Here is a 26,563-nt window from a genome sequence, read left to right as displayed (position 1 = left end):
CGTGTTTTTAACACAAATGCTGGGCGTTTTTACAGCCAACTTGTTCGTAAGGCGTCAATAAGCCCATTATGAAAGGATTTTGTTATTGAGTTGATTAGTAACGACTTATATGCTTTTTGCTCCTATGTGGTAATTAAAAAGCAACGTGTTTGGGGCAAAAAGCCCTTCAATATGATGCAAATTGGGCGGTTAAAGCATGCAGATTGAGTGGTTAAAGCATACAGTTTGGAGGGCAAAAGCATGCATATTGCCCATTTGCTGCATGTGAATAGGGTACAAGAGGCTGAGTTTAAGGCTTTGAATACCTTAAAAATCTCCTCATTTTGTCTATTTCTCAATTTTATTTTGTTAAAGAAAACGAATTAATTTAACAAACGAAAGGTTTGTTAACAAAGTAGAGCGTCGGTAGCCCTACACATGTAAAAAATCCCACATCCCACCCTCATCTCAAAGAATACAGTCAGTTGACGGTCGTGCTACGTGCTCTTTACGCCGTGCATTCGTATGCTGATGTGCTGAACCTGCACCGTGACTTGATTCTAAATAGAATCATGCTGTTGGTTCCGAACAGCGCAAGTGATCATACTTTTCTTTTTCAACTCGCCCTGTATTGCGAGACTACGTCCATAAAATGTCATTGCGCAACCCGCGAGTTGCGTTTGTCGTTGATGCGACCTTATACCAAGTCTACCTCAAAATTGGTGGCCTGAATTTGCATGTCCAGCTTGCGCAACTCCTGCGAAAAGTGGTCAATCTGCTTGTTCAGCGCCTTGATGTCGATTGTAGAAACGTATTTAATCTCGGTACGCGAATAGCGATCTTGAGTCTGAGTTGCAGCGTTAAAAGCCTCTCTGAGAATGCCAATGCGCTTGGTCAGCATGTCGCGTTCGGCCATCATGGCGGTCAGGGTGCGTCCATTGCGCTCTGTCTTCAGGTTGGTGATGTTGATTTTCAGAATCAGTTCCTCGAGCTGTTTCAAGCATTCGTCCAGCACTTTGAGCAGCTCTTCCGGCTGTTCGGCAGGCTCGTCGCCCTCTTGGATTTTCACGTTTTGCTTCAGTCGACTGCTCAATTGATCAATCTTTTTCTGCAAATCTTTTCTCAAACTTAATGCTTCTGCCAGTTTCATGATGATATGTTTTTATTGATTTTTATTCATTTGTTTGGTTTCTTGCCTACGTTTGTCCAACCCATTTCGCTGGCTCTTTCGAGGAAAATGCGCAAACCTTGGCGGATAGAACGCAGTCCGAACTGCTCGGTGCGAATCTCATTTAGCGGCAACCACAAGGCTGCATCGGCGTCGTCACCAGCTTTCAGACAGGATGTATCGCTCACTTCGCAACGGAAAAACATGTCGAGTGTAGGGATATCCAGTCCGCTGTAGCGGTATTTGTTGGGCAGACTGAACATATATTCCGCGCGGTCTACCTGCAAATTCGTTTCCTCTTTCACCTCCCTGATGATGCCTTCTTCGCCCGTTTCGTTTGCATCGGTGAATCCACCGGGAAGATCCAGCGTTCCTTTGCCGGGTTCGTTGCGCCGCTTCTCAACCAACAATTCGCCACGTTCGTTGAGGATGAAGGCCACGTTGGCGGCACTTGGATTCATGAAATACACAAAGTCACAGTTCTCACATCGTTTGCTCTTCTCGTTATTTTCCACGAAGTGTTGGCTCCCACACACTGGGCAGAACTTGAATTTTTCCAAAAAATGCATCATAGTTAGTCATTCTTATCTTGTTGGACACTATCCAAATACAAATTTAGACAAAATATTTGAATTAGAGGTCTGTTTTGATGAAAATTGAGAAAGGACCTTGATTTACCCCCGTACATCGTACATTGCTGGTAAAAAATATCCGTTTACTTGGGTGAACCGCCATTTTTATATAATTTTGCACCAAATGGTATTGAACTATATTTGGGTTTCATTTTTCATCCTTGCCTTTGTCATCGCTTTGGCTAGAATGGTTTTCATGGGTGACATGGAGGTGTTTCCGGCCATGATGAATTCTACGTTTGACTCGTCCAAGACAGCTTTCGAGATTTCGTTGGGACTTACGGGCGTGCTTTCTTTGTGGCTCGGTATCATGAAGATAGGCGAGCGGGGAGGCGTCATCAACGTCTTGGCTCGTATGCTTTCACCCGTATTCTCTAAGGTGTTTCCCGACATACCGGAGGGACATCCCGTCACAGGTTCTATCTTTATGAACATGGCGGCCAACATGTTGGGGCTTGACAATGCCGCCACGCCGCTGGGACTGAAGGCGATGGAACAGCTACAGGAGCTGAACCCGAGGAAAGACACGGCCACCAATCCGATGATTATGTTCCTGGTTCTTAACACCTCGGGACTGACCTTGATACCCGTGAGCATCATGGTGTATCGCTCACAGCTGGGAGCTGCGCAGCCCACCGACATCTTCATCCCCATTCTGCTGGCTACTTTTTTCTCTACCATTGCCGGTCTTATCATCACATCTATCTATCAGAAGATCAACCTGCTCAACAAGGTCATGGTGCTCACCCTTGGCGGAATGGCGGCCATCGTGTCGCTCATCATCTGGGGATTCGGGCAGATGAGCAAGGACACGATGAACGTGGTGAGTACCAGTGTGGCCAACATTCTGCTCATGACCATCATCGTATTGTTCATCTTCGCTGGTTTGCGCAAGAAAGTGAATGTCTACGACGCCTTCATCGAAGGGGCGAAAGACGGGTTTACCACGGCAGTGCGCATCATACCTTATTTAGTAGCCATCCTCGTGGGCATCGGTGTGTTCCGCGCATCGGGTGCTATGGATATGTTGGTCGACGGCATTGGATGGTGCGTATCGGCGGTAGGAGGCGACAATCAGTTTGTGGGTGCCTTGCCAACCGCCCTCATGAAACCGCTCTCGGGCAGTGGTGCGCGCGGCATGATGGTTGATGCGATGACCACGTATGGTGCCGATTCGTTCGTTGGTCGCTTGAGTTGCATCTTCCAAGGCTCTACTGACACCACCTTTTATATATTGGCCGTCTACTTCGGCAGTGTCAACATTCGCTACACACGTCATGCCGTGGCGTGCGGATTGCTGGCCGATTTGGCGGGTGTTGTGGCGGCAATAGCCATCGCATACATGTTTTTTGGATAGAAGCCTCTCCCCCAGCCCCTCCCCGAAAGGGAGGGGAGTGAATAGCTGTATTGTGTTGTATTATGTAATGGGACTATCAATTTGTGAGCTTGTCAATTAAACCAACTATCTATTCCCCTCCCTTTCGGGGAGGGGTTAAGGGGTGGGGCTGTAATTTGTAAACTATATCATTTCAACTATGTCGAATCTAAAGTCATTGGTTAAGGATACAGCCATTTATGGACTGAGCAGCATTGTCGGTCGTTTTCTCAACTACCTGCTCACTCCCCTGTACACCATCAAGCTGGCATCGGCCAGCGGCGAGTATGGCATCATGACCAACATGTATGCCGTGACGGCATTGATACTCGTGATATTGACATTCGGATTGGAGACCACCTTTTTCCGTTTTGCCAACAAGTCGGGCGAAGACCCACGCAAGGTTTATTCTACAACGCTGATTGCCGTTGGCTCCGGCGCGCTCAGTTTCTTCCTGTTGGTGCTGATGTTCTTGTCGCCCATCGCCTCGTTCATGGGCTATGCCGACCATCCTTCGTATATATGGGTCATGGCACTCACGGTGGCTATCGACTCGTTCCTGTGCATTCCGTTCGACTACCTGCGTTTTAAGAATCGCCCTATCAAGTTTGCTTCTCTCAAAGTATTCATTATTGTTCTGAATATTTCGCTCAACTTGGTTTATTATCTCTTGCTGCCAGCACTCTATGAGCGTCATCCAGAGACGGTGGGAATGGTCTACAGTCCGTCTGTTGGCGTGGGTTATGCGTTCTACATCAACCTGGCTTGCTCGGCGCTCACCATTCCTTTGCTGTGGAAAGAGCTGACCTGCGTGAGCTATGTCTTCGACAAGAAGCTGATGAGGCGCATGCTCTCGTACAGTTGGCCCATCCTTGTGCTGGGGTTGGCGGGCATCCTGAACCAGACAGCCGATAAGATATTGTTTCCACATATCTATCAAGGAGCCGACAGTTTGGCCCAGCTTGGCATCTATGGAGCCGCCAGTAAGATAGCTATGATTATGGCTATGATCACACAGGCCTTTCGCTTTGCCTACGAACCCTTTGTCTTTGGCAAAGCAGAGGAACGCGACAATCGAGAAACCTACGCCAAGGCCATGAAATATTTCATCATTTTCACCCTGCTGGCCTTCCTTGTTGTGGTGGGCTATATGGACATCTTGCGCTATCTCATCGGCAAGGATTACTGGGAAGGACTGCGTGTGGTGCCCATTGTTATGGCCGCCGAAATCATGATGGGCGTTTATTTCAACCTCTCATTCTGGTACAAACTCATCGACAAGACCATCTGGGGAGCGTATTTCTCGGGCATTGGTTGCGCCGTACTCATTGCCATCAACGTCATCTTTGTGCCCCGTTACGGCTACATAGCCTGTGCATGGGCTGGCTTTGCGGGCTACGGCGTGGCCATGATTCTGTCGTATATTGTCGGACAGAAGATGTATCCCATCCGCTATCCCATGCGCAGCATCCTCACCTATGTGGCGTTGGCAGTGGCTTGTTTCTTTGTCATGACAGCCTTTAATGATGTACTTACCACAGCTGGCGCACTGGTTGTCAACACATTGCTCATTGCGTTGTTTGTGGCCTACATCATCAAGTTCGACTTCCCATTGCGCCAATTGCCCATCGTAGGCAAATATTTCAGAAAATAAATCAATTACAATCATATGAAAAAATCAACATTACTCCTTGCCGGACTGCTTGCTGCCAGTGTAGCAAGTGCCGACGAAGGCATGTGGACCTTGTACAACTTGCCGCAAGCTGTGTATGAACAGATGCAGGCACAGGGCTTTCAGGTTCCTTACAACGACTTGTACTATGGCGATCAGGCCATGAAGAATGCGGTGGTCAACTTCTCCGGTTATTGTACCGGCGTGGTGGTCTCGCCAGACGGATTGGTGTTCACCAACCACCATTGTGGCTTCGAGGGCATCCGCAGTCACTCCACTGTGGAGCACGATTACATGAAAAATGGCTTTTATGCCAAAAGCTATGAGGAGGAACTGCCTAACAAAGACATGTTCGTGAGCTTCATGGTCGAGCAGAAAGACATTACCGACAAGCTGAGAATGATGGACTTTGACAATCTCACCACCGAGCGACAAGACGCGATACTCGACTCACTACAGAACGCCATGAGCGACTCCATCAAGTGCATTGACAAGACACTACACATAGGGATTGACGCCTTCTACGAGGGCAACACTTACTATGCCACCACCTATCGGCAGTTCAACGATCTGCGACTGGTGTTCGCTGTGCCCAAGTCGATGGGCAAATTTGGCGGCGAAACCGATAACTGGATGTGGCCACGGCAAACCTGTGACTTCTCCGTGTTCCGCATTTATGCCGACAAGAAGACCAACGGCCCGGCCGAATATTCAAAGGATAACGTGCCATATCATCCTAAAAAATGGGCACAGGTAAGTCTGCAAGGCTACAAGGATGGGGACTATTCTATGACGATTGGTTATCCTGGGTCGACCAGCCGCTACCTTTCGTCGTATGGTATTCGTGAGCGTAGGGACGCACTCAACGCTCCCCGTGCGCAAGTGCGTGGTGTAAAACAAGCCATTATGACCCGACACATGCGGGCAGACGATGGCGTACGCATCAAGTATGATTCGAAGTTTGCGCAGAGTTCCAATTACTGGAAGAACTCCATCGGCATGAACAAGTGCATCGACTCCATCGGCATCATCAACCAAAAGCAGCAGTACGAGCAGAAAATACGCCAATGGCAACAGCAAACAGGGTACCTGAAGGGCAAGCTCGACTTTGATACCATGGCCCGACTTTACAACCAACGCCTCGATGTCATGAAGGCTTTTATGTTCTTCCGTGAAACATTCGGCCGCACCAACGAGTTCACTACCCGTGCCATGCAGCTGAATAATAAGGAAATACTCGGCCCCAAAAACAATCCCAAGAAGCAGTATATCCTCTTCAAGGACAACAGTGATGAATGGGATGAGGCATTGGATAAGGAAGTAATGGCTGCGCTGCTCAAGAATTATAAAGACAAGGTGGCGGCCAAATATCTACCTAAATTCTACCAAACCATCACCACCAAGTACGGCGGCGATTACACCCGCTATGTCAATGAGCTGTATAAAAAGTCGTTCCTGATGAAGAGTGGCAAGCGAATCTACGCCAACAAGAAAAGCTACCAGCGTGATCCAGGAGTCGTATATAGTCTTGATTTGCTGGAGACCATGGGTGAATTTACAGCCGATTTGTCGGCATTCGAGGACAGTATCAAGCTCCAAGAGAAATATCTCTGTGCCGCCAAGCTGCGCATGGAGGAAGACATGCCCCACTATTCGGATGCCAACTTCACCATGCGGTTGAGTTATGGACAGGTTGGAGGATTCTTGTTAGGCGGTAAACCTTCGGGCTATTACACTACAGCTGAAAGCATGGTGGAGAAAATGAACCAGGCTGATAAGGTGTACGAATATCAGGCAGAACCTGTGATGAAAGAGATTCTCAGCGCCAAGGACTTCGGTCTATACCAGGACAAGCACACGGGTAAGATGCAACTTTGCTTCCTCACCAACAACGATATCACCGGTGGAAACAGCGGAAGCCCGATGTTTGACGGGCAAGGACGGCTCATCGGACTGGCTTTCGACGGCAACTGGGACAGTCTTTCGAGTGACATCAACTTCGATTCTCGCTTAGCTCGCTGCATCGGAGTGGACATCCGTTATGTGCTGCTGATGATGGATCGCTGGGGACATGCTGACCGTTTGCTCAAAGAAATCAACGCCCAGTAAAGCACTGCTTATATGATAGCGGTGACAAGTCACGTGGGCAGGATGAAACGTGAAGCGGATTGCCTACCATGTTTCATTTCGCCTTGCACCCTATCTTCACACAAACTGTTTTCCTTGCTCAGCGAATTGCCTGAACGAGGAAGACAGTTTTTCTTGTTTTTCCATGGTTCGTCATGGGTGATATGACAGCCACTTAACTCCAAAGAAAGGTTCATCATCCTAAAAAAAGTGTTTGATATTTGTAACACAATCTGCGTTTTCTACGTCTGATGAAATAGAACACCACCATGATAGCGTGTTTTTGAAGTAACATAACATAATCCATTAAATAATAAAAACGTATGAAAAAAGTGATGATAATCGCAGCATTGGCATTCATGACCATGACTGTTCAGGCCCAAATGTCGGTAGATCGTTTGATGAGGAAGTACAAACATTCGCCCAAGGCTGAATATGTACATGTGCCGAAAATGATGATGTCGCTTGCCAAGGCAATAACGACCAACGATGCCGACGACTATTCGAAATACATCAAGCATATCAACAGTATCAAAGTCTTGGACATGGAGGATTGCTCAAAAGCTGTTAAACAGCAGTTTTTCAAGGATGTTGCTCGACTGAAAACAGTCGGTTACGAGGAGTTGATGACGGCTAAGGAAGCAGATGAGCAAACCGTAATCATGGTGAAGAGGAGCAAAACTAGGATTAAAGAGCTTGTCATCATCGATTCGGGTGATGACGATGCCGCATTAATCCAAATCTTAGGAAACATCAGGAATTCAGAGATACAAAAGATTCTTGCGGAGGAAAAGAAGAAATAATCAGCTCCCCAACCCACTCAACCTTACAAGCTGTATGGATGCCTCACAATTTAAACAGTGTTTCTTGCCATGTCATGAGCAAATGTACCGCATGGCATGGCGGCTCACAGGCAATGCGCAGGCGGCCGAAGACCTGGTGCAGGAGGCTTTCCTAAAGCTGTGGATCAAGCGCGATGGACTGCAAATTACCGACTCGGCCGAGGCTTTCTGCGTCACCACGGTGAAGAACTTGTTCTATGACCAGGTGCGTAAGCGGCGTCCACAGACCACGGATTATACCCCGGAGGAGTTGCAGATACCCCACGATGACGATGCCGGCAGGGCGATAGAGCAGGCAGAAGACAGGCAGATGGCGTGGCAACTCATCAGCGGTCTGCCCGAGCAGCAACGGCAAATCGTGATGATGAGGGACATCGGCGAGATGGCGTATCGGGAGATAGAGCGGCAAACGGGACTCACAGCGGTAAACATCAGGGTGCTGTTGAGCCGCGCCCGCAAGCAGATGAGAGAACAACTAAAACAGATGAAAGACAATGGATACAGATAATATCAGGCAACTTCTTGACCGCTACTATGACGGACAGACCAACGAGCGCGAGGAACAAGAGCTGAAAGACTATTTCCTTCAGGATGACGTTCCGCCTCAGTGGGCGACCGACCAACAGCTGTTCCGGCAGTTGTATGGCGCGAATATGCCGGCCGTTGATGGTCTGGAGCAGCGGTTGTCGCGGCAGATTGACGGCTGGAACCGTGTGGAGAAGACGACTAGTCGGCGTTCCCGCACCGTCGGTCTGCGGTGGATGGCCGGCATTGCGGCCTCCCTGTTGTTGCTTTTCACCATCGGCCTACTGGTCGACAGACAGCAAAAACAGGCGCAATATGCCGTGCAGCAAGATACATTCGACGACCCGAGGGATGCGTATGCCGAAACACAGAAGGCCCTGATGATGTTTTCCAAGTCGATTAACAAAGGTTTAAATAAAGTAGAAAATGTTACACAAGAGTGATTTGACTGCATGGCTGAGACCATTGTCCCTGGCCATTTGCCTCGTATTGGGGTGTGTGTCGCTGTCGGCACAGGATCGTCTGTTCAAGCAGTTTGAGAACACCAAGGGCGTGTCCACGGTGTACATCTCGCCCGCGATGTTCAAGCTGATGCCCAAACTCGATGTGGGCGACAAGGATTTGGCCAAGCTGGCCTCCCGGCTGACGCGCTTGCAAATCCTGCAATGCGAACGCCCATCGCTGATTCCTTCTATCAAGAAGCAGGCGCAGGCGTACTATGACAACAACCGCTATGAAGTGATTATGCGGGTGAAAGACGACGACGAGCACACCACCATCTACCAGAAAGTGGTAGGTAAGGGCAACAATGAGTTTGTTCTTCTCAACGAGGAGAAAGCCGAGCTGTCACTCATCCACCTCATCGGGAACATCACATTGGGGGATATAAAAGATCTCTACGACCGATAGGTGACGAGCGCGTCATACGGAAGAAGGCTGGTTTGAATGGACAAACCAGCCTTCTTTTTTCGATGGAGGGTGAGTATGGATTTCAAAGCTTGATGCATGATTGTAACTTACTGTCATCTACGGCTTTGCAATAGCATTGACTTTGGGCGCCAAACCCATTGACTTTGACTGCCAAACCCATTGAGTTTGACGACCAAAGTCAATGAGTTTGAAAACCGATAAGATGATGGTATGATGTAGGGGCGTAATTCATCACGTTTCTAATAAATATAAATGGCCTGGAGGGTAGTGGTGGTATCACGCTCCTCCAGGCCATCGTGTTGTTGTGTAAAGGCTTAACTATCAGTATTTCACCTTGATATATTTCACGCCGTGAGTGGGCACAAAGTAATTAGTGTCGGTGGTCGACAAGTCTTTCTGCTGCCACAAGTCACGCACGGATTGCAACTGCCGAATGCCCAGTTGGCCGAAATATTTGGAAAGATCCACGCGCGCATCCTCGCTTCCTACATTAAAGATACCGATGGCATGACAGCCGTCGGCCAGTGGACGTTGCCATATTTGGATGTCACCGTCCAGCACGTCGCGCTTGGCTTGCTTGCCCAGTGCGTCTTGGTTGATGGCGTTTACCTCGTTGTTGCACAACAAGCCGAAGGTGAAGTCGTCCATCTGACTGAGGTCACCGCCCATGAGCATGTTGGCAGCCAGCAGAGTCCAGAGCGAGATGTGTGTGTACTGCTCGTCGGGTGTCAGGCGTGTGTCGTGGAGTTTTGGACCCCATCCCACCTTACCTACTACCAGCATGTCGGGATCGTTCCAATGACCTGGCCCGGCGTAGGGATAGAGTTCGGCCTGACGTACGAATCCGATGTAGTACAACGACTGCCATGTATCGGTGATATCGCCCGTGGTTCTCCACGAATTGGCATCAACCGCATGGCCCCATTTCCACACGTCGGCCATGCCGTATTGACATAGACTGTAGAAAATGTCGCGTGGCTGTGCGCGCAAGTATTCCTGCATTTTCAAGTAAGGACGCACGTATGCGGCCACGGAAAGGTCACCATCGGCATCAAACTTGCGGCTGTAACCACACCAATCGTATTTCAGGTAGTCAACACCCCACTCGTTGTAGGTCTTCGCATCCTGCTCCTCATGGTCGAGCGAGCCAAGGTAATGCCCGCATGTAAGGTCGCCCGGCGAGGAGTAGATGCCAAAGCGCAGTCCGTTGTTGTGCAGCCAGTCGCCCAGTCCTTTCATGTTCGGGAACTTTTCGTTCACGGCAATGGTGCCGTCGGCGTTGCGCTTCTCGGCCTCCCAGGCATCGTCCACGTTGATGTAATTATAGCCGTAGTCGGCCAATCCACGGTCGATGAGTGCCTTGGCGGATGCCATTACTTTCTCTTGTGACACGCTGGTGCCCCAGCAGTTCCAGCTGTTCCAACCCATAGGCGGTGTCAAAGCAATCTGATGTCCAACGTGGATGCTGAAGTCTTTCTCATCTTTTCCCTTGCTGTTTTCGGCCACCAAGGTGAGTTTGTATTCGCCTCTCTCTTTCAAACTGCCGCTGATGACACCGTTTTCGGCGTTGACGGAGAGCCCGGCTGGCAGGTTCTTCACACTGAACTTCATGGGTCTGTCGCCAGAAGCAGGGATGCGGAAGATTACTGGAGAACCCGGGCGCACACCCATCACTGCTGCACTGTTGATGCGGGGCGTGGCTGGAGCAATGGGCGTGAGAATGTATTTGGGCGCATAGTGGCGTGTGATGCTCTTCTTGCTTTTGGCATCTGTGTAAACACACTGGATGCGGACATAGTTGTGGGGGTTATAAAAAACGGCGATGACTGACTGCCCGTTGGCTTTCAGGGAGAGCTTGCGTTGTTGCTGACTCAATACTTTTCCAGTCTCGGGGTTCACCATGTTGATTTGAAGGGTTCCTTTCTGTGCGAACTTGAAGACGTTCTTGAATTGAATCTTGCACACGTCTTTGCCTTTCACCTGGGTCTCGCCGAAGGTGATTTTGAGTCCATCCACTTTATTGGGAACGTTCAGCTTTGGGGCACGGAAGTACATGCCACCGTCTCCTCCGCCATTATATACGCGCACGGCAATGACGTTTTCTTGTCCCCATTTCACGGCTTTGTGCTTGGCGGAGATGCTATATTCGCGCTCAGCGTCGAACGCTTCCTTGTATCCTTGTGGCGAATCGGGCAGGCTTCCCGTGCCACCAATGCGCACACCATTGAAGAACGCTTCATCGGCATCATCAATCTTGCCAAGGTAGATGTTGATGGTTTGTTTTAAATCAGAGTTGTCCAGCATCGCTTGGGGCAAGATAAACTTGAAGCGATACCATCCGTAGGTATTCGTCTTGGTGGGTCCTTGCTCTCCCCACTTCATGGTAGTTTTGAGGGTTTTCCAGCTGCTGTCGTCGAAATCGGCATTCTTCCATTCGGGATTGTCGCCCATCTGGAACTTCGCTTTGTCAAAAGTAAGTACTTGCGCATAGGTCATACTAGTTATGAAAAGCAGCAGTATGGCTAAGATTTCTTTTCTCATGAAAAATGTTGTTTTTGGTTATTACGTTGGGTTTTGTTGCAAAGATAACGCTTTCAAGATAAACTCATGCCCCGAAAAAGAAGAAAAAAGAGAAATAAAGGCGTGTTTTTTCGTTCTTTTCTATTTATTTTCATACCTTTGCGAGGTTTTGGGATGGGAAGGTGAATGACCTAAACGATACATGAAGATGTCGATGGGACATCTCGAATGAGCAGAAAAGTAGCCTGAAAGAAAATCCCAAATTGGATGAAATATTAGATGATAGACAAGACAATAAGTATTATTTATTTTTTTTAGATGAACGTAATTACGAAAACAGTTCAATTGCCTGATGGCAGAACCATCAGCATTGAAACCGGGAAAGTTGCAAAACAGGCCGATGGCTCAGCGGTAGTTCGCTTGGGTAACACGGTGCTTCTCGCAACTGTTTGTGCAGCAAAGGATGCAGTTCCCGGAACAGATTTTATGCCTTTGCAAGTTGATTATCGTGAGCAGTACAGTGCCGCAGGCCGTTTTCCAGGTGGATTCACCAAGCGCGAAGGCAAGCCTAGTGATAATGAAATCTTAACTTCTCGATTGGTGGATCGTGCGCTTCGTCCACTTTTCCCTTCTAATTATCACGCCGAAGTGTATGTGCAAATCATGCTTCTTTCTGCCGATGGCGTAGATCAGCCTGATGCTTTGGCTGGGTTGGCAGCATCAGCAGCCATGGCATGTTCAGATATTCCTTTCGATTTCTATATCAGTGAGGTTCGTGTGGCACGCATCAATGGCGAATATGTCATCAACCCAACCTTCGAACAGATGAAACAAGCCGACATGGACTTGATGGTAGGTGCCACCAAGGACAACATCATGATGGTGGAAGGCGAAATGAAAGAAGTTTCTGAGCTTGACCTAATTAATGCTTTGAAGGCTGCACACGAGGCCATCAAGCCTATGTGCGCCGTTCAAGATGAGTTGAACAAGGAGCTGGGTAAGGATGTGAAGCGCGAGTATGATCATGAGGTGAACGATGAAGACTTGCGTGAAAAGATGAACAACGAGCTGTACCAGCCCGTGTATGACATCACCAAACAGGCTCTTCCTAAGCAGGAACGTCACGACGCTTTCGACAAAGTACTCGCCGATTTCTTGGAAGAATACGATGCTGCTCACGCTGCTGATTTGACCGAAGAGGAACTGGAGGAGAAGCATGCAGAGGCTACACGCTACTATGATGACGTGTTGAAGAATGCCATGCGCCGTTGTGTTTTGGACGAAGGTAAGCGTTTGGACGGTCGTAGGACCGATGAGATTCGTCCTATCTGGTGCGAGGTTAGTCCGCTGCCAATGCCTCACGGAAGTGCAATCTTTACGCGTGGTGAGACGCAGTCGCTGTCAACTTGTACGTTAGGAACCAAACTCGACGAGAAAATGGTTGACGATGTCTTGGACAAGAGCTATCAACGTTTCCTATTGCATTACAACTTCCCCCCATTCTCAACAGGTGAAGCCAAGGCTCAACGTGGCGTTGGTCGCCGCGAAATAGGGCATGGACACTTGGCATGGCGAGGCTTAAAGGGTCAATTACCTGATGACTTCCCCTACACAGTGCGCTTGGTGAGCCAGATATTGGAAAGCAACGGATCGTCTTCCATGGCCACTGTTTGTGCCGGTACGCTGGCTTTGATGGATGCAGGTGTACCTATGAAGAAGCCTGTTAGCGGCATTGCCATGGGCTTAATCAAGAACCCGGGTGAAGATAAATATGCCGTTTTGAGCGATATCCTTGGTGATGAGGACCATTTGGGCGACATGGATTTCAAGACAACCGGTACGCGCGACGGATTGACTGCTACGCAGATGGACATCAAGTGCGATGGCTTGAGCTTTGAAATCTTGGAGAAAGCGTTGTTACAAGCAAAGGCAGGACGCGAGCATATCTTGAACAAAATGCTCGAAACGATAGCTGAACCTCGCCCAGAAATGAAGCCTCAGGTGCCACGCATCGAAGCGTTTGAGATACCGAAAGAGTTTATTGGAGCTGTTATCGGGCCTGGTGGAAAGATTATCCAACAGATGCAAGAAGACACAGGAGCCACCATTACGATTGATGAGGTTGACAACGTGGGTAAAATACAAGTGAGTGCGCCCAACAAAGAGTCAATTGATGCGGCCATTGCCAAAATCAAATCCATCGTTGCCATCCCAGAAGTAGGCGAGATATACGAAGGAACAGTACGCTCTATCATGCCATACGGCTGCTTTGTAGAGATACTTCCGGGCAAAGATGGCTTGCTGCATATCTCTGAAATAGATTGGAAACGCCTTGAAACGGTAGAGGATGCCGGCATTCATGAGGGTGACAAGATTAGGGTGAAGTTGTTGGAAATCGATCCAAAGACGGGCAAATACAAGCTCTCTCGCCGTGTGTTGTTAGAAAAACCTGAAGGCTATGTAGAGCGCGAACGTCGTCCTCGCCGCGAGAATGGTGGTGAGCGTCGCCCACGTCGCGATGACAATCGTGAGGGACGTCGTCATTATGAGAATAGTGATCGTCAACCTCGTCGCTTTGAACATCGCAACGAAGGCTCTGATCGTGCTTATAACAACGAATCCAACGAGTTTAACGATACGTTTGATGCAGAGTAAGAATCAAATTTTAATCGTACGCATCAAGCATTGATCATTGATAGTCCCAACGATTTGGGACATTAAAATAAGGGGTGAATGGCAAGCATGCCGTTCACCCCTTTTTAGTTTTATTGGGTCGAATGGACGTTGGTAAGGTGGGATTTACTTGATTCGTTCGTTCTGTAAGAAGTCTTCGTAATGGTCTTGATAGCCATTGAAAACATTGATGTCTACATCCCCTTTGATTCCATTTACCCGCCCGTCAGGACTCAGTTGCCATATCACCAGGTGTACATCCGGCTTGTATTCGCCATAGCGAGCAATCCATACGTTGTAGTTTTCCATGAGCTCGGGAGCGTCGGGCAAATACTTGTTTACAAACGTTTGACTGATGTATAATATCGGTTTCACGCCCACGCGCCTCTCTACTGCTTGAAGCCACGCTCTCACTTCGGTGAACAAAGCCTTGGTGCCACCCATCCTTTTGATTTGACTGGGGAAGGGTTCTACATCGAGAACGGGTGGAAAATCGCCTTTTTCAAAGCGAGTGTGCCGTATGAAATAGGCTGCTTGCGCCTTACCACTGGTCCGGGTGGAGAAGAAATGATAGGCTCCGCAATGGATGCCGTGTCGCTTTGCCGCCCGATAGTCACTCATGAAGTACCTGTTCCGGATGGTCGTTCCTTCGGTTGACTTGATGTAACAAAACGAAATGGGATAGCTCACGGTGCCTCGTATGCGTTTCTTACTGATAGTACCGAGGTGCGTAATGCGCAGTTTATTCCAATGAATGGGGTAGTGTTTCTTGCCAATATCGTGCTGATGTCGGGAGATATCGATACCATAAATGCGCTGATCGGTATAAACAAGTCGTTCACCCAAGTACCTGTCGGCTTTCCATTCGCCCAAACGTAGCTTCTTGGAAGACGACGAAAAGCCGAACCCCCAGCGCTGATTATCCCGCCAATAGCCATGATAATACGTGCCGTCGTGCGATTGGTAAGTGCCTGCACCCTCAGCCAAACCTTCTTGATTCAGCTGTCCATGGTAGGTTCCGTCAGCGTCGGTACGCGTTCCATGCATCAACGTGTCGGCCTTCCATTCGCCCACGATGCGCCGTCCATGTGCGTCGTAACTCACACCCATTCCCTCTCGCTTACCCGCTTTCCACTGACCCGCGTACACGATGCTGTCTTTGTACCGCATTTCACCGTAGCCTTCGTATGCGCCATGCGCCACCGAACCCCTGTATGTGTAATCTCCATGGCGCACCAATTCTAGTTCGTCTGGCTGAATGTTACAGCTAAAAAAGAACAGCGTTAATGTCGCCAACGTGACATGAGCCCATTTCAAAGAGAGTAGATGGCGTTTCATGGTTGCTTCTCCTTTCTCAAAAGGTCGCGCAGTTGGCTCCGCGTGATGACCTCGTTCCCTCTGGTGATGCCGATGAAATAACCGCGTGTGCTGAATACTGGCGACCCATCACCGCCCAACACCGCCGGCAAGTCGTGCCGATTATCATGAAGTGTTGTTGAGATGATGCTGCACGAAGCATCGTTGCTGGCCAGCTCCTTCACGTCAAGTCCGCCGTAGCCCACAGCAAGTGCTGCGCCATGCGCCTTGCCATTTACAAAGAAGATGGACAACGGAGCCACGCCCGTGGGCGTCGTTCGTCCAACCGTTTGCAGCAAAACCGTTTGGCATTGCTTGGAAGAGCCAACCTCACGCATGCGTACTTGCTGGCATTCACCATTCGGAAGACGGTAGTAAGCGGTATAAACCGCCTTGCGTATCAGCTGTGGCCGGTCGGCTTGCCGCACCGTATCAAACAACTGTGCAAGCCTCATGCAATGAGCTTTTTCATCTTCTTTTTCATAAGCGTATGCCGCCACCGTGTTGTATCCTTCGTCATGAACGTCATGAATGCGCAGGTAGTAATTCAATTCTTTCAACTGATCACGCAGCTGACGTATTCTTTTCTGATTTCTTTCTTTCTCCTTTTCAATCAGCTTCCATGCGTCTTGCTGATTGATTTCGTTTGGCTTTGTCATGACAGAGATCATTCTTCCTCGGCATGAAGGCATGAAAGCATATCTGTTCGCCCACACGCCTGTGGCATAAGTGGTGCGTACGCATGAATCTTGTTGCAAGGAGGGACGCACCAAGGCGGTGTCGGACGCGATGTCGGAAAAATAGAGTACCGTCTTTCCTTTGCACACCATTTCGTACCACGACTGACAAGCGACAATGGCCACCGAGCGCTTCATCTGTCGTGCAGATGAAGGCCATAAGCTCCATGTCACCCATGCGATGATGGCAGATAGCAGGATGACCAGGATCATGAGCTTCAAGCGGGGGATGTGTCGACGTCTTTGTTTCATGCCATGCAAAGTTAGTTGAAAAACCAGATAGAGCAAAATGTTGTTTGTTTAATTTTCAAGATGTACTTTTCAGCCATTCATCACGCCTGAACAAGAAGGGAAGAGGATTGGCATAAATTGTTAGGATTTTTGCTCGTTTTAGGCCCTTAAAACGGCACTTCAAAACTGCTCATCTGGAAAAAATCAATAGGCGAGGAGGAAGCAAATTAGAGATGATTTGGCAAGAAAAATGATTTTTTACGCTTAAAACAACGCGTTTGCTCTACTGTAACGATGCCTATGGCGGGCAATTTACATGCTCTTGTCGTGTTAAAGCATGCAGATTGCCCTTTAAAAGCAATGCTTTTGTCAGGAAATCGCATGGCGCATTGGGGGTTAATTGTTGGCGAATATGCATAAAATATTGTGTATTAATGAGGTATAAAGCTCGCTCATGCTTGGCGTATTTGCGCCCAAGAGCAAGGTTGTTTACAAATAAGCCAAGGAGCGAAGGGTGTCGTGTCAAGAAAATTCGCATTGATCGATTATTTCTGTTTTCAGTCAGTAAGCAGGTCACATTTACCTATTATTAGGTGTTGGGTGGGAACTTTATTATTCCTACCTTTGCACCTCGATAAAAGAATGATTATAAATGATGAAAAAATTACTATTTCTTTTAATCGCATTATGCGGTATGACGGCGTCTTATGCCCAAAAAACTGACGCTATGCTCTTCGGAGATGTGAAGAGCAAAACCACGGGCAAGCACTTGCCTTATGCCATCATCAGCGTAAAAGGCACACAGATGAAGACCGTGGCAGATGAGAGCGGACACTTTAAGATGGCTCACCTGCCTTTGGGCAAGCAGACCATAACAGCTAGTCTCATTGGCTATCAGGAGCAAGGCATCGAGGTGAACATGGTGTGCGGCAAGGGTTCGGAGGTATACTTTGTGCTGGATGACGACGTGTTGAATCTCGATCAGGTGGTGGTGACGGGCACTCGTACGCAGCACTATGTGAAGAATGTACCCATTCGGACAGAGGTGATTACGTCAGAAGCGTTGAAAAACAAGAATGCACTGAATGTTTACGAAGCGCTGCAAGGCGTTCCCGGCATAAGAGTGGAGCAGCAATGCCAGTTCTGCAACTTCTCACAAGTACGCATGCAGGGCTTAGGTGCCGAGCATACACAGGTGCTCATCGACGGCGAACCCATCTATTCGGGGTTGGCCGGTGTATATGGTTTGCAGCAAATGGGAACCACCGACCTGGATCGTATTGAGGTGGTAAAGGGTGCCGGCTCTGCCCTTTATGGCAGCAGTGCGGTGGCTGGAGCCATCAACTTGATATCAAAAGAACCCACGTTTGAGCCGAGCATCAAGGCTGATTTGCAGTTTGGTAACTGGGGACTCAAGAGTTACAATGCCTCAACATCCCTTCGCAACCAGCGCATTGGGTTCACGGCCTTCGCCCAGCGCATGGAGACCGATGCCATTGATGCCACGAAAGAGGGGATGACGCGCAAGGAAGTGAAGGGCAAAGACGGCGTATCTGACCGTGTAGAGAGCAAGCTCAACAATTTTGGAGTAGGCGTTTATTTCTACAGTCCGTTTGCCAAGAACGACAAGTTGGTCATCCGAGGCAAGGCAACACAGGAAGACCGTGTGGGTGGAACCATGACCGATGACGCATTTCGCAATCCCTTTACCGAAGGCACGGAGAACATCAGCACCAACAGATTGACGTCAGAATTGGTGTACACGCTGCCCATCGGCTTGACATCGGAGTTGAACTAATCGGCAGCCTACGTTCATCATCAGCGCAAGGCCACCAACGACAGCTTTTTAAGCGACTACATGGCCACGCATGACGGAAAGACACCCGACGTGCAGATGATGCGCCCTTACATGGCCAAAGAGAACACGTTTACCACCTCACTGACCTTCGGAAGCCGGCTGGGCGACCACAACTTACTGGTTGGCGCACAGGCCTATTTAACCAAACTGCGCGAAACGGGCCTGTACTGCATTGCCGATGAAACTTCTCAATACCTGGGAGAAGCCTATACATCGCTGGGCAAGAAGCACGCAACAGAGTTTGGCTTCTTCGCACAAGACGAGTGGAACATCCTCGACAACCTGTCCGTAGTGCCGGGAGTGCGCCTCGATACGCATCGTTCGGGTGAGGAATACGAGTCGAGCAAGAAGGTTTTTGACAGTGCGTTCCCTGACACGCATTTCAATGAGACCAGCGTCAACCCACGTTTGGCCATAAAGTATGAGGTGAACCCATCGTTGGTTTTGCGTGCAAACCTTGGCACAGGCTTTCGAGCACCTTACGGATTCAGCGAAGATTTGCACCTTTGCTCTGGTTCGCCGCGTGTGTGGAAATCGTCTAACCTAAAGGCAGAAAAGTCGATGAGCTTCAATCTGTCGGCAGATTATTATGGCAAGAACTACCAACTGAGTGCCAATCTCTTCCGTACGAACTTGAAAAATAAGATTGAATTTTCTGATGCAGACGAACAAGTACGACGACTGGGTTATACTTATCAGTGGGAGAATGTGGATGATGCGTATGTTCAGGGAATTGAACTGAGCGTGAAATACAATCCCATACGCGACATCAAGCTGGGCGTGAACTGGACCTTCAACCAGGGACAGTACAAGCACGAGCGCGCAGACTGGACCGACCGTCTGGAATTGGTGAAGGCGAAAGCGCCAAAACTTGTACAACAATATGAGCAGTATGCCAAGGACAGCAAGAACGTTTCGCGCTTCCCAGCCATGACAGGTGACTTTGTTGCCGAGTACACGCCTGGCACCTGGACCTTCTCACTCATCGGTTCGTTGCAGGGCAAGATGTACATTGATTATACGTTTGATGGCGAAAACGACTTGGCAATCGCCCAGAATTCAAAGATCAAGCAAACCGAAACTTTCACCACATGGAATCTGCGCATGGCCAAGCGATTGGGTAATTTTACCCTGTATGCTGGCGGCAAGAACATTTTCAGCTACATTCAGGATGAGAAGCATCTTGACGATGCAGCCTTCATGTATGCCCCTGTGTATGGAGCCACATGGTATGGTGGGGTGAGCATCAAGCTGTAGCAGCAGGAAGAGGGTAGGTTTTGTACATGAATCATTACCCAGCTTTTCGGAGGGTGTATCATCATTCGTTGTTATGATGCACCCTCTTTTCGTGCCATACTATCTCTGTTTGTTAGATGTCAGGCCAAACAAAGACGCCTCACCATGCAGATAGCGCAAGGTGAGGACGCATGATATTCAATCGTTATAGATAACAAAACACCCATTGCATGAAACGTGCAATGGGTGTCTTGTTGCTGATAGTAGTGTTTTTGTCTACCAAAGAATGGCTTGTTCCTCGTCGGGAATCAAGATGTTGTACTGGCGTTCCATGGTCATATTTCCTTTGCAATGGAAACGGATGGGATTACTTGGGTCTGACGTGATGTCTGAGTACTTGTAATCCAGATACAACGTCATGATGCGACGCTCGAGATAAGGCTTGGTGGGATGCTTCGATACCCGGTAGGAATAGGTGCAGTTGCCACTCTGCTCAATGGCCACCTCATTGGCTGGGTCGCCTGCTGTGATGGTCACGGGACCAGTGATGTTACCCTCGGCATCGGGTGTTCCTTCCCCAAAGGTGGCAATCACCTTGTACTTATGACGGTTTACATCCTCCTCCCAAACGGTTCCAGCATAGAAGAAGATAGAATGGTCGTCTACAACGCGGGCCAGACGATTGTCTTCAACGGCAGGATCGTTGGTTGTTCCGTCTATGTAGATGTTCATGTTAGTTGCCGAATATCTTCCTGAATAGTCATTGAACAGGTTGATATTCAACAGCGCCTTGTACCATCCCTTGCGCATGTTCTGCGTATAGGAGCTGCTGGGTTCGATGGTCAATGGAAGTACCCACTGCTCATTGAGGTCCAGTCCCGAGAGGTTGAAGTCAATGATGTAGTTGGCTGTGACCTTTCCTGATGGGATGTGGCATGTTGGAGATGGGAACGAATAAAAGCGCTCGGGCAGTTGTTTGAACCATAGGTCGTTGCGTCCTACGGCAAAGCGTGCCTTGTTGAGGATGTTCAGCGTGTCATTGTCTACACCAATCTTCACGTCGATGTCGCTTGCATTTGGCGTGGACCCGCTGACAATGACGGGCAATTTGTATTGTCCCGTTCCGTCAGCCTTGTACCTCATATATATATTGTATACACCGTTGCTGCCTCGAGGAGCCTTGAAAGAAACCATTTGTGTATACAGCTCGTCTTCCCATTCATTGTTGCAGGCGGTGTATGCCATACCTGTAATGGCCATAATGGCGAATAAAAATATTTTTTTCATATCGTGTATGTTTTTTGATGCTGCGCATGAATTAATCATAGTTCTCCCATCCTGGAGCCTGCGTCATATTCCTATTTCGTTTCAGCTCGGTGTAGGTGATGGGCCAGAAGTATTGCTTGCGTGAGAAGGATGTCTGTAGGTTAGGTACGCGTACAGGTACATAGAATTGCGTTCTGTACTCCTTGCTCATGTTGGTATTGCAGCCATAAACCTGTTCGGCCTCATTCTCTTCGGCAATCTTCCAGCGACGAAGGTCGAAGAAGCGTTGGTTCTCATTGAAAAGCTCAACCTGCCGCTCATGAACGATAGCCTTGAAAAAAGCGTCACGGCTGGCGTAGGTTTGTTCAGAATAGTCGGGAACGCCGGCACGCATCCTTACTGGCATCACGCCACGCTTCATCTGTTGGATGTCGCGTGACACCGTATAGGTTTGCTTTCCGTCCCAGGTAGGGATGTTGTGAGAGGTGGTGAGGTTGTTCAGAGCCTCGGCGTACAGCAGCAGTATGTCGGCATAGCGAAGGGTAGGTTCAACCTTTACCTTGATAAAGCTGCCATTACCCACGGCACAATCGTCTGGATGAACGTATTTCATGATGCCGATACCAGTGTTGACCCATCGCTCATTGCTATTGACACGGCCATTGCCCTCGCCACGATAATAGAATACCTGTTGGTTTTTATAAATATTTTCCTGGCTACTTGAGCAGTACCATATAGATCCACTGTAAGCCACAGAGGCGTAGAAACGCGGTTCACGGTTGGCATATCCCAGCCAGATGCCGTTGTTGGGCAAATGGTCGTAGGGATGTAGTTTGGCATTATTTTTTGTCGTGAACTGCTCGTTACCATATTTCTCCAGTACTGCCTCTCTGCTGTAAGGAGTTCCATCTGCCATGTCATAGGCGTCGCATTGCTTTTGTGTCATGCCATGAATGTTCCAACCACCACAGGATGAAGGCATTTGGTGCCGTACCAAGTCGGTGACAGCTCCATTTGTTTCTAGATCACCCTTGTCACCATTCCTACCGCGCGTGAATATCAACTCTGGATTTTCGGCAGCATACAGTTCGCCATTGAAAACTGAACGATAAGACTCGAACGGATCGATGTCAGCCCATCCTTCTGGGAACGGACGACTGGAATAGGGCTCACACACAGGCGGTGTGATGGTCGCAGGGAAAGAATTGTCAATAGCTTTCTCTCGCACGGGTGTGGTGTAGATACGATAAATACCAGTTTGGTCAGCATAGTCAATCAGATCCCTGCACGCTGCTGCGGCCTTTGCCCACTTTACTTCGTCGTAGGTTTGTGATATGAGCTGGTTACCTTGCTTGTCTACAAAGTCGGCCATCTCTGTGTTTCCGTTGTAAAGAGGACTCGCTGCATACGTCAATACCTTTGCCCTAACAGCCAGTGCAGCTCCTTTGGTAGGTCGGGCGATGTTTTGGTTGTCGCGCTTCTCTGGCAAATCCTTGGCTGCCAAAATCATTTCTTCTGCGATGAAATCAACACAATCATCAAAGGTGTTGCGTGGATACGACAGTTTGTCATAGCTTTTTGTATAGTCGGCACCTTCTGTGGGCATGATTGGAACGGGGCCATACTTTCTGATGAGCAGCCAATAGAAGTAAGCTCGAAGGAAGCGAGCCTGCCCTTTCAGATCGTCTATCTCCTTTTGATTCAATTCTTCTGTGGCGTGAGCATTCATCAAGAAGATAGATGCTTGGCGAATGGCGTCGTATGCCCATGGCCATGAATTGGTGTAGTAATCCTGGAAGGCATAACCATAACCGTATTCACCAAGCTTGAATCGGCGGTAACGTTTGCCGGCTTCTCCCTCGTTAAAGGTTTGGTCGTCAGAGAAATTAGTTGGACAGATGTCGCTGTGTCCAATCTCTATGTTGTCTCCTTGCAGGCGGCTGTAGCAGAATGAAAGCCACTGCATGGTACTTTCTTTATCAGAGAAAATGTGGTCGATAGACTCAATATCCTTGAAATATTTGTCTACTTTCAGGTAGTCGGAACATGAGACCGTGGTCAATGTCAGACTGACGGTCAGCAATTCGATGGCAATATATTTGATTCTTTTCATGATTATATGCTTGTTAATCGGTTATAGGCTGAATGTTATACCCAGTGTATACGTTCTGGCCAGTGGGTATTTCTGTCCATCAGAACTGCCCATTTCAGGATCCCATAAGTTGAATTTTGAAAAAGTGAGCAGGTTGGTACCCATTAAATAGATTCTGACATTGTTGAGGCGCATGGCTGTAACGACTCTCTTTGGTAACGTGTATCCGATGTCAAGATTCTTAAGACGTAAGTATGAGCCATCACGCAGCCAGTAGGTTGAGCGGCGATAGTTGTTTCTATTTCCGCCATAGCTCAAGCGAGGATATTTGGCATTAGTGTCTTCGTTCTTACCCAATGACCAGTAGTTGTCTATCACGTCGGTCAGGATGTTGCCTTCCGATCCTTTTGTAAACGGATAAACGGTATATCCACCAATAAAGAACGATGATTTTCCTACGCCTTGGAACAGTACATTAAAGTCTAATCCTTTCCAACTTGCAGAGAATCCAAAGCCATAAATCAGGTTTGGTTTGACGGTGGCACCGATTGGCACAACATCGTTTCCATCAATCACACCGTCACCATTGACGTCCTTGTACTTGATGTCACCTGGAGCAATGTCCTTGCTGACTTCACCGGATGCGAGCCCCTCTTTGGTCAGACCATCTTGATTGGCATGGTAGCGTATGTCTTCATAGTCTTTGAAAAGACCTTCTGCAATCAGTCCTCGGGCCTGTCCTACGCGGAACCCAGCCTGTTGGGTATATGGGTAATGGCTATAAGCCTCATCGTATTCCAAAATTTCACTCTTGCTATAAGTGAAGTTTCCACGCAGTGTGAAATCAACCTCCCCTATCTGATGGGAGAATGCCAGGTTGCCGTCAAATCCTTTTGAAACAACAGATCCAATGTTTGCCGAAGGTTTCTCAGATGCATTAACACCGATACTCTGTGGCAGGTGACCGCGCCCCATGTAGATGCCGTCGCGCTGTTCATGGAAATAGTCGATGGTACCGCTTACTTTGTTGCTAAAGAAGTAGAAATCAAGACCAAGGTCATGCTTGGTTGCCACTTCCCAGGTTACCTCCTTGGATGCCAGGTGCTTGTAGTACAAGCCTTTGTAATAATAGTTGGATGTACCAACATCACCGTACATGTAGTCTGCCCTTGATGCAGCTTTAGAGTCATCACTCTTTTCATTCTTACTGTCATATACATAGAACGTGGGTTGATAAGGGAAGCGTGTTGACAAGTAATCGTTACCCACCTTACCGTACGAATAACGTATCTTGAACATGTTAACCCAAGATAGTTTTTGCTTTACAAGCGGCTCCTCACCTAAGTTCCATGCCACAGAATAAGCTGGGAAGAAACCAAACTGGTGACCGCTGGCGAAATTCTCAGATCCGTTGTATCCAAAGTTGAAGTCGAAATAGTAACGATATTTCCAACCATAAGTGAAACGCCCTGCGATACCTTGGTGACGTCGCTCAATGGCTGCGATGGTCCTGTCCATGCCAGAAAGCCAACGTTGTTCAGAGTTGTTGATGGTTTTGTCTTGAGTATATTTCAACACCCCACCCGTTTGATGGTCACCGAAAGCACGCTCATAGTGCAATTCAGCCTCGAGGTATTCTTTTCTTTCACCGTTAGAGTATGGGTTGGACGTCATCAGTGATTCGTTGACCAACTTTCTAAACTCAATCTCGCCAGCTGAGTTACGAAGTCTTTCGGCGCGCCATCCTTCCGGAGACTTCGAATGATTGTTGCCGTTGCGTGTGTAAATGTCGAAACCATATCGCCCGATAAACTTCAGTCCAGGGGTGATAAATCGGAAGTCTTGCTCCAACGTAGCTGTTGTCTGTACCGTGCTTTTCCAGGTTTCGTTATATCCACTTTGGGTAACCAGCACCCATGGGTTGTTTCTACCTTCGTCACCAGACGATCCCCAGCGGCCATTCTTATACTTAAGAGGTGTGGTAATGGGATTGTATTCCATGAGCGAACGCCATATCCATCTGTAGTCAGCCCCAGGTTTGTTTTGTTTTTCCATTGATCCCGATACGCCTACTTTCAACAAGGTTGTCTTTGACAAGTCCATGTCTACATTCATTCGGTAGTTGAAACGGCTATAGTTCGAGTTGGTATCATAGTCCTTCAAGGCTTTGTCTGTCTCATACATGCCGCCTTCGTTGACATAACTGGCGGATACGAAGTAGCGTGCAAAGTTGCCACCGCCATTCACATCAATATTGGCACGGTAGGTAGGAGCACCTTTCTTTAGAATCATGTCCATCCAGTTGATATCTGGAAACACCTCTGGGTCTAATTGACTTTCAAATAAGTAGATATCGTCGTCGGTAAATGCAGCAGGCTCGTTGCGGGTGGTGAGAGCCTCATTCATCATTCGTGCGTAGGTAGGACCATTTACAAACTTAGGCAATACGGTTTGTGTGCTATAGCTGGTTTCTACCTTTCCGCGAACTTGGGTATTGCCCTGTCGGCCTCTTTTGGTTGTAAAGAGCAATACGCCGTTGGCACCACGAGAGCCATAGATGGCAGTTGCCGATGCATCTTTCAGGACGGTAAATGTCTCGATGTCTTCAATGTTGATGTCGTTGAGATTACGCTCGAATCCATCTACCAACACCAGGGCGCTCTGTCCTGCACCAAAGGTGGAGACACCACGAATCCAGAACTCGGATACGTTGTCGCCAGGTTGACCTGTTGTTTGGCGAGCGAACACACCTGGAACAACTCCTGCAAATGAGTTGGAAATGCTGGCGGTAGGCGTTCGTAGATCTTTTGTGTCCACTGTCGTCACTGCACCTGTCAGTGTAATCTTCTTCTGCACACCAGTACCCGTTACGGTTACCTCGTCGAGAACGGTTTTCTTGTCTTCTTTCAGTACGACATTGTATATCTTCTTTTCTTTCACGAATACCTCTTGCGTTTCCAGTCCGATGTATGAATAAACCAAATGCGAGTAGAGAGGCACTTTAATGGTGTACTTGCCGTCAATGTCAGTCACTGCACCTTTGCCGACAACGCCCTTGATGGTGACGCTAACGCCAATTAAAGGCTCGTGCTGCTCATCGGTGACAGTGCCGCTAACTTCTATAATTTCCTGATCTTGAGCGTATGTAGTTGTCGTCCACAGTACCGTCAATAAAAATAGGATGATATATTTTTTCATATAGCTTAGATTGTTAAAGGTTATTCTGTTGCCACATAGCGAATGCCACGGTTGTTATTGTCACCTATATACCATATTTCATCACTGGGGTCGTAGGCCAGACCACAAGGCCTATGCAGGCGTGCTTCTTTCAATGGATCACCATC

The 26,563-nt window shown here is 48.4% G+C and carries 17 protein-coding genes and 1 pseudogene; 9 read left to right on the top strand and 9 right to left on the bottom strand.

Annotated features, from left to right (window positions below; translation table 11 throughout):
- Positions 1–676: 676 nt before the first annotated feature.
- Both HMPREF0650_RS09255 and HMPREF0650_RS09250 read right to left on the bottom strand, forming a co-directional pair.
- On the bottom strand, positions 677–1,129 hold the full coding sequence (locus tag HMPREF0650_RS09255) for a DIP1984 family protein (RefSeq protein ID WP_004350268.1): 453 nt from the start codon (positions 1,127–1,129) through the stop codon (positions 677–679).
- Between the two features lie 26 nt (positions 1,130–1,155).
- The gene (locus HMPREF0650_RS09250; RefSeq protein ID WP_040563073.1) at positions 1,156–1,716 is read right to left on the bottom strand and encodes an NUDIX domain-containing protein; all 561 of its coding nucleotides are present in this window, start codon (positions 1,714–1,716) and stop codon (positions 1,156–1,158) included.
- Positions 1,717–1,903: 187 nt separating this feature from the next.
- Between HMPREF0650_RS09250 and HMPREF0650_RS09245 the strand changes: the two genes are divergently transcribed.
- From HMPREF0650_RS09245 to HMPREF0650_RS09235, 3 genes are all read left to right on the top strand, one after another.
- A complete protein-coding gene (locus HMPREF0650_RS09245; protein ID WP_004350266.1) occupies positions 1,904–3,136 on the top strand; it encodes a spore maturation protein in 1,233 nt (410 codons plus the stop codon).
- 178 nt (positions 3,137–3,314) lie between these two features.
- Positions 3,315–4,808, top strand: coding sequence for an oligosaccharide flippase family protein (locus tag HMPREF0650_RS09240; protein ID WP_004350265.1), 1,494 nt, complete (start codon positions 3,315–3,317; stop codon positions 4,806–4,808).
- Between the two features lie 15 nt (positions 4,809–4,823).
- Positions 4,824–6,935: a S46 family peptidase gene (locus HMPREF0650_RS09235; RefSeq protein ID WP_004350263.1), complete on the top strand. Its 2,112-nt coding sequence runs from the start codon at positions 4,824–4,826 to the stop codon at positions 6,933–6,935.
- A 29-nt stretch (positions 6,936–6,964) separates the two neighbouring features.
- Here the strand turns inward: HMPREF0650_RS09235 and HMPREF0650_RS09230 are convergent, their stop codons facing one another.
- Complete coding sequence (locus tag HMPREF0650_RS09230) at positions 6,965–7,153, bottom strand: hypothetical protein (RefSeq protein WP_004350261.1); 189 nt, start codon at positions 7,151–7,153, stop codon at positions 6,965–6,967.
- 123 nt (positions 7,154–7,276) lie between these two features.
- Between HMPREF0650_RS09230 and HMPREF0650_RS09225 the strand changes: the two genes are divergently transcribed.
- Genes HMPREF0650_RS09225 through HMPREF0650_RS09210 form a run of 4 tightly spaced genes read left to right on the top strand, consistent with a single transcriptional unit; the run spans position 7,277 to position 9,229 of the window.
- Positions 7,277–7,756 carry a DUF4252 domain-containing protein gene (locus HMPREF0650_RS09225; RefSeq protein WP_004350259.1) on the top strand — a complete coding sequence of 160 codons (480 nt, stop codon included), beginning with the start codon at positions 7,277–7,279 and terminating at the stop codon, positions 7,754–7,756.
- Positions 7,757–7,790: 34 nt separating this feature from the next.
- Positions 7,791–8,303 (top strand): GFO_1088 family ECF-type sigma factor, encoded by a 513-nt coding sequence (locus tag HMPREF0650_RS09220; RefSeq protein ID WP_004350256.1) that lies wholly within the window; start codon positions 7,791–7,793, stop codon positions 8,301–8,303.
- Positions 8,290–8,763, top strand: a complete 474-nt coding sequence (locus HMPREF0650_RS09215; protein ID WP_004350255.1) for a PG0215 family putative anti-sigma factor — start codon at positions 8,290–8,292, stop codon at positions 8,761–8,763. Before HMPREF0650_RS09220 ends, HMPREF0650_RS09215 begins: the two co-directional genes overlap by 14 nt.
- On the top strand, positions 8,747–9,229 hold the full coding sequence (locus HMPREF0650_RS09210) for a DUF4252 domain-containing protein (protein ID WP_004350253.1): 483 nt from the start codon (positions 8,747–8,749) through the stop codon (positions 9,227–9,229). Before HMPREF0650_RS09215 ends, HMPREF0650_RS09210 begins: the two co-directional genes overlap by 17 nt.
- 342 nt (positions 9,230–9,571) lie before the next feature.
- Here the strand turns inward: HMPREF0650_RS09210 and HMPREF0650_RS09205 are convergent, their stop codons facing one another.
- Positions 9,572–11,791, bottom strand: a complete 2,220-nt coding sequence (locus tag HMPREF0650_RS09205; RefSeq protein ID WP_040563053.1) for a putative Ig domain-containing protein — start codon at positions 11,789–11,791, stop codon at positions 9,572–9,574.
- A 297-nt stretch (positions 11,792–12,088) separates the two neighbouring features.
- Here HMPREF0650_RS09205 and pnp point away from each other — a divergent pair, with 297 nt between their 5' ends.
- On the top strand, positions 12,089–14,425 hold the full coding sequence (gene pnp, locus HMPREF0650_RS09200) for a polyribonucleotide nucleotidyltransferase (RefSeq protein WP_004350249.1): 2,337 nt from the start codon (positions 12,089–12,091) through the stop codon (positions 14,423–14,425).
- Positions 14,426–14,569: 144 nt separating this feature from the next.
- Here the strand turns inward: pnp and HMPREF0650_RS09195 are convergent, their stop codons facing one another.
- Together HMPREF0650_RS09195 and HMPREF0650_RS09190 are read right to left on the bottom strand one after the other, a co-directional pair.
- Entirely contained in the window at positions 14,570–15,781 is a 1,212-nt protein-coding gene (locus HMPREF0650_RS09195) for a GH25 family lysozyme (protein ID WP_004350248.1), read from the bottom strand.
- Positions 15,778–16,788: a hypothetical protein gene (locus HMPREF0650_RS09190; RefSeq protein ID WP_155813622.1), complete on the bottom strand. Its 1,011-nt coding sequence runs from the start codon at positions 16,786–16,788 to the stop codon at positions 15,778–15,780. The genes HMPREF0650_RS09195 and HMPREF0650_RS09190 overlap by 4 nt, the downstream gene beginning before the upstream one ends.
- Positions 16,789–17,422: 634 nt before the next feature.
- On the opposite strand from HMPREF0650_RS09190, the pseudogene HMPREF0650_RS09185 reads away from it, so the two are divergent.
- Positions 17,423–19,882: pseudogene (locus tag HMPREF0650_RS09185) on the top strand (TonB-dependent receptor).
- Positions 19,883–20,137: 255 nt separating this feature from the next.
- Here the strand turns inward: HMPREF0650_RS09185 and HMPREF0650_RS09180 are convergent.
- Genes HMPREF0650_RS09180 through HMPREF0650_RS09170 form a run of 3 tightly spaced genes read right to left on the bottom strand, consistent with a single transcriptional unit; the run spans position 20,138 to position 26,417 of the window.
- A complete protein-coding gene (locus HMPREF0650_RS09180) occupies positions 20,138–21,148 on the bottom strand; it encodes a DUF4973 domain-containing protein (RefSeq protein ID WP_004350243.1) in 1,011 nt (336 codons plus the stop codon).
- Positions 21,149–21,179: 31 nt separating this feature from the next.
- The gene (locus HMPREF0650_RS09175) at positions 21,180–23,240 is read right to left on the bottom strand and encodes a RagB/SusD family nutrient uptake outer membrane protein (protein WP_004350242.1); all 2,061 of its coding nucleotides are present in this window, start codon (positions 23,238–23,240) and stop codon (positions 21,180–21,182) included.
- Positions 23,241–23,261: 21 nt separating this feature from the next.
- The gene (locus tag HMPREF0650_RS09170) at positions 23,262–26,417 is read right to left on the bottom strand and encodes a SusC/RagA family TonB-linked outer membrane protein (protein WP_004350240.1); all 3,156 of its coding nucleotides are present in this window, start codon (positions 26,415–26,417) and stop codon (positions 23,262–23,264) included.
- Between the last annotated feature and the right edge of the window lie 146 nt (positions 26,418–26,563).

The organism is Hoylesella buccalis ATCC 35310 (assembly GCF_000177075.1).
Classification (GTDB): domain Bacteria; phylum Bacteroidota; class Bacteroidia; order Bacteroidales; family Bacteroidaceae; genus Prevotella; species Prevotella buccalis.
The sequence above is the reverse complement of the archived record's forward strand: the minus strand, read 5'-3'. Positions and strand labels throughout refer to the sequence as shown.

Bases quoted from the DNA above. Each gene is read 5' to 3' on its own strand.
- HMPREF0650_RS09255 (WP_004350268.1), bottom strand. From the start codon at position 1,129: ATGAAACTGGCAGAAGCATTAAGTTTGAGAAAAGATTTGCAGAAAAAG.
- HMPREF0650_RS09250 (WP_040563073.1), bottom strand. From the start codon at position 1,716: ATGCATTTTTTGGAAAAATTCAAGTTCTGCCCAGTGTGTGGGAGCCAA.
- HMPREF0650_RS09245 (WP_004350266.1), top strand. From the start codon at position 1,904: ATGGTATTGAACTATATTTGGGTTTCATTTTTCATCCTTGCCTTTGTC.
- HMPREF0650_RS09240 (WP_004350265.1), top strand. From the start codon at position 3,315: ATGTCGAATCTAAAGTCATTGGTTAAGGATACAGCCATTTATGGACTG.
- HMPREF0650_RS09235 (WP_004350263.1), top strand. From the start codon at position 4,824: ATGAAAAAATCAACATTACTCCTTGCCGGACTGCTTGCTGCCAGTGTA.
- HMPREF0650_RS09230 (WP_004350261.1), bottom strand. From the start codon at position 7,153: ATGATGAACCTTTCTTTGGAGTTAAGTGGCTGTCATATCACCCATGAC.
- HMPREF0650_RS09225 (WP_004350259.1), top strand. From the start codon at position 7,277: ATGAAAAAAGTGATGATAATCGCAGCATTGGCATTCATGACCATGACT.
- HMPREF0650_RS09220 (WP_004350256.1), top strand. From the start codon at position 7,791: ATGGATGCCTCACAATTTAAACAGTGTTTCTTGCCATGTCATGAGCAA.
- HMPREF0650_RS09215 (WP_004350255.1), top strand. From the start codon at position 8,290: ATGGATACAGATAATATCAGGCAACTTCTTGACCGCTACTATGACGGA.
- HMPREF0650_RS09210 (WP_004350253.1), top strand. From the start codon at position 8,747: ATGTTACACAAGAGTGATTTGACTGCATGGCTGAGACCATTGTCCCTG.
- HMPREF0650_RS09205 (WP_040563053.1), bottom strand. From the start codon at position 11,791: ATGAGAAAAGAAATCTTAGCCATACTGCTGCTTTTCATAACTAGTATG.
- pnp (WP_004350249.1), top strand. From the start codon at position 12,089: ATGAACGTAATTACGAAAACAGTTCAATTGCCTGATGGCAGAACCATC.
- HMPREF0650_RS09195 (WP_004350248.1), bottom strand. From the start codon at position 15,781: ATGAAACGCCATCTACTCTCTTTGAAATGGGCTCATGTCACGTTGGCG.
- HMPREF0650_RS09190 (WP_155813622.1), bottom strand. From the start codon at position 16,788: ATGAAACAAAGACGTCGACACATCCCCCGCTTGAAGCTCATGATCCTG.
- HMPREF0650_RS09180 (WP_004350243.1), bottom strand. From the start codon at position 21,148: ATGAAAAAAATATTTTTATTCGCCATTATGGCCATTACAGGTATGGCA.
- HMPREF0650_RS09175 (WP_004350242.1), bottom strand. From the start codon at position 23,240: ATGAAAAGAATCAAATATATTGCCATCGAATTGCTGACCGTCAGTCTG.
- HMPREF0650_RS09170 (WP_004350240.1), bottom strand. From the start codon at position 26,417: ATGAAAAAATATATCATCCTATTTTTATTGACGGTACTGTGGACGACA.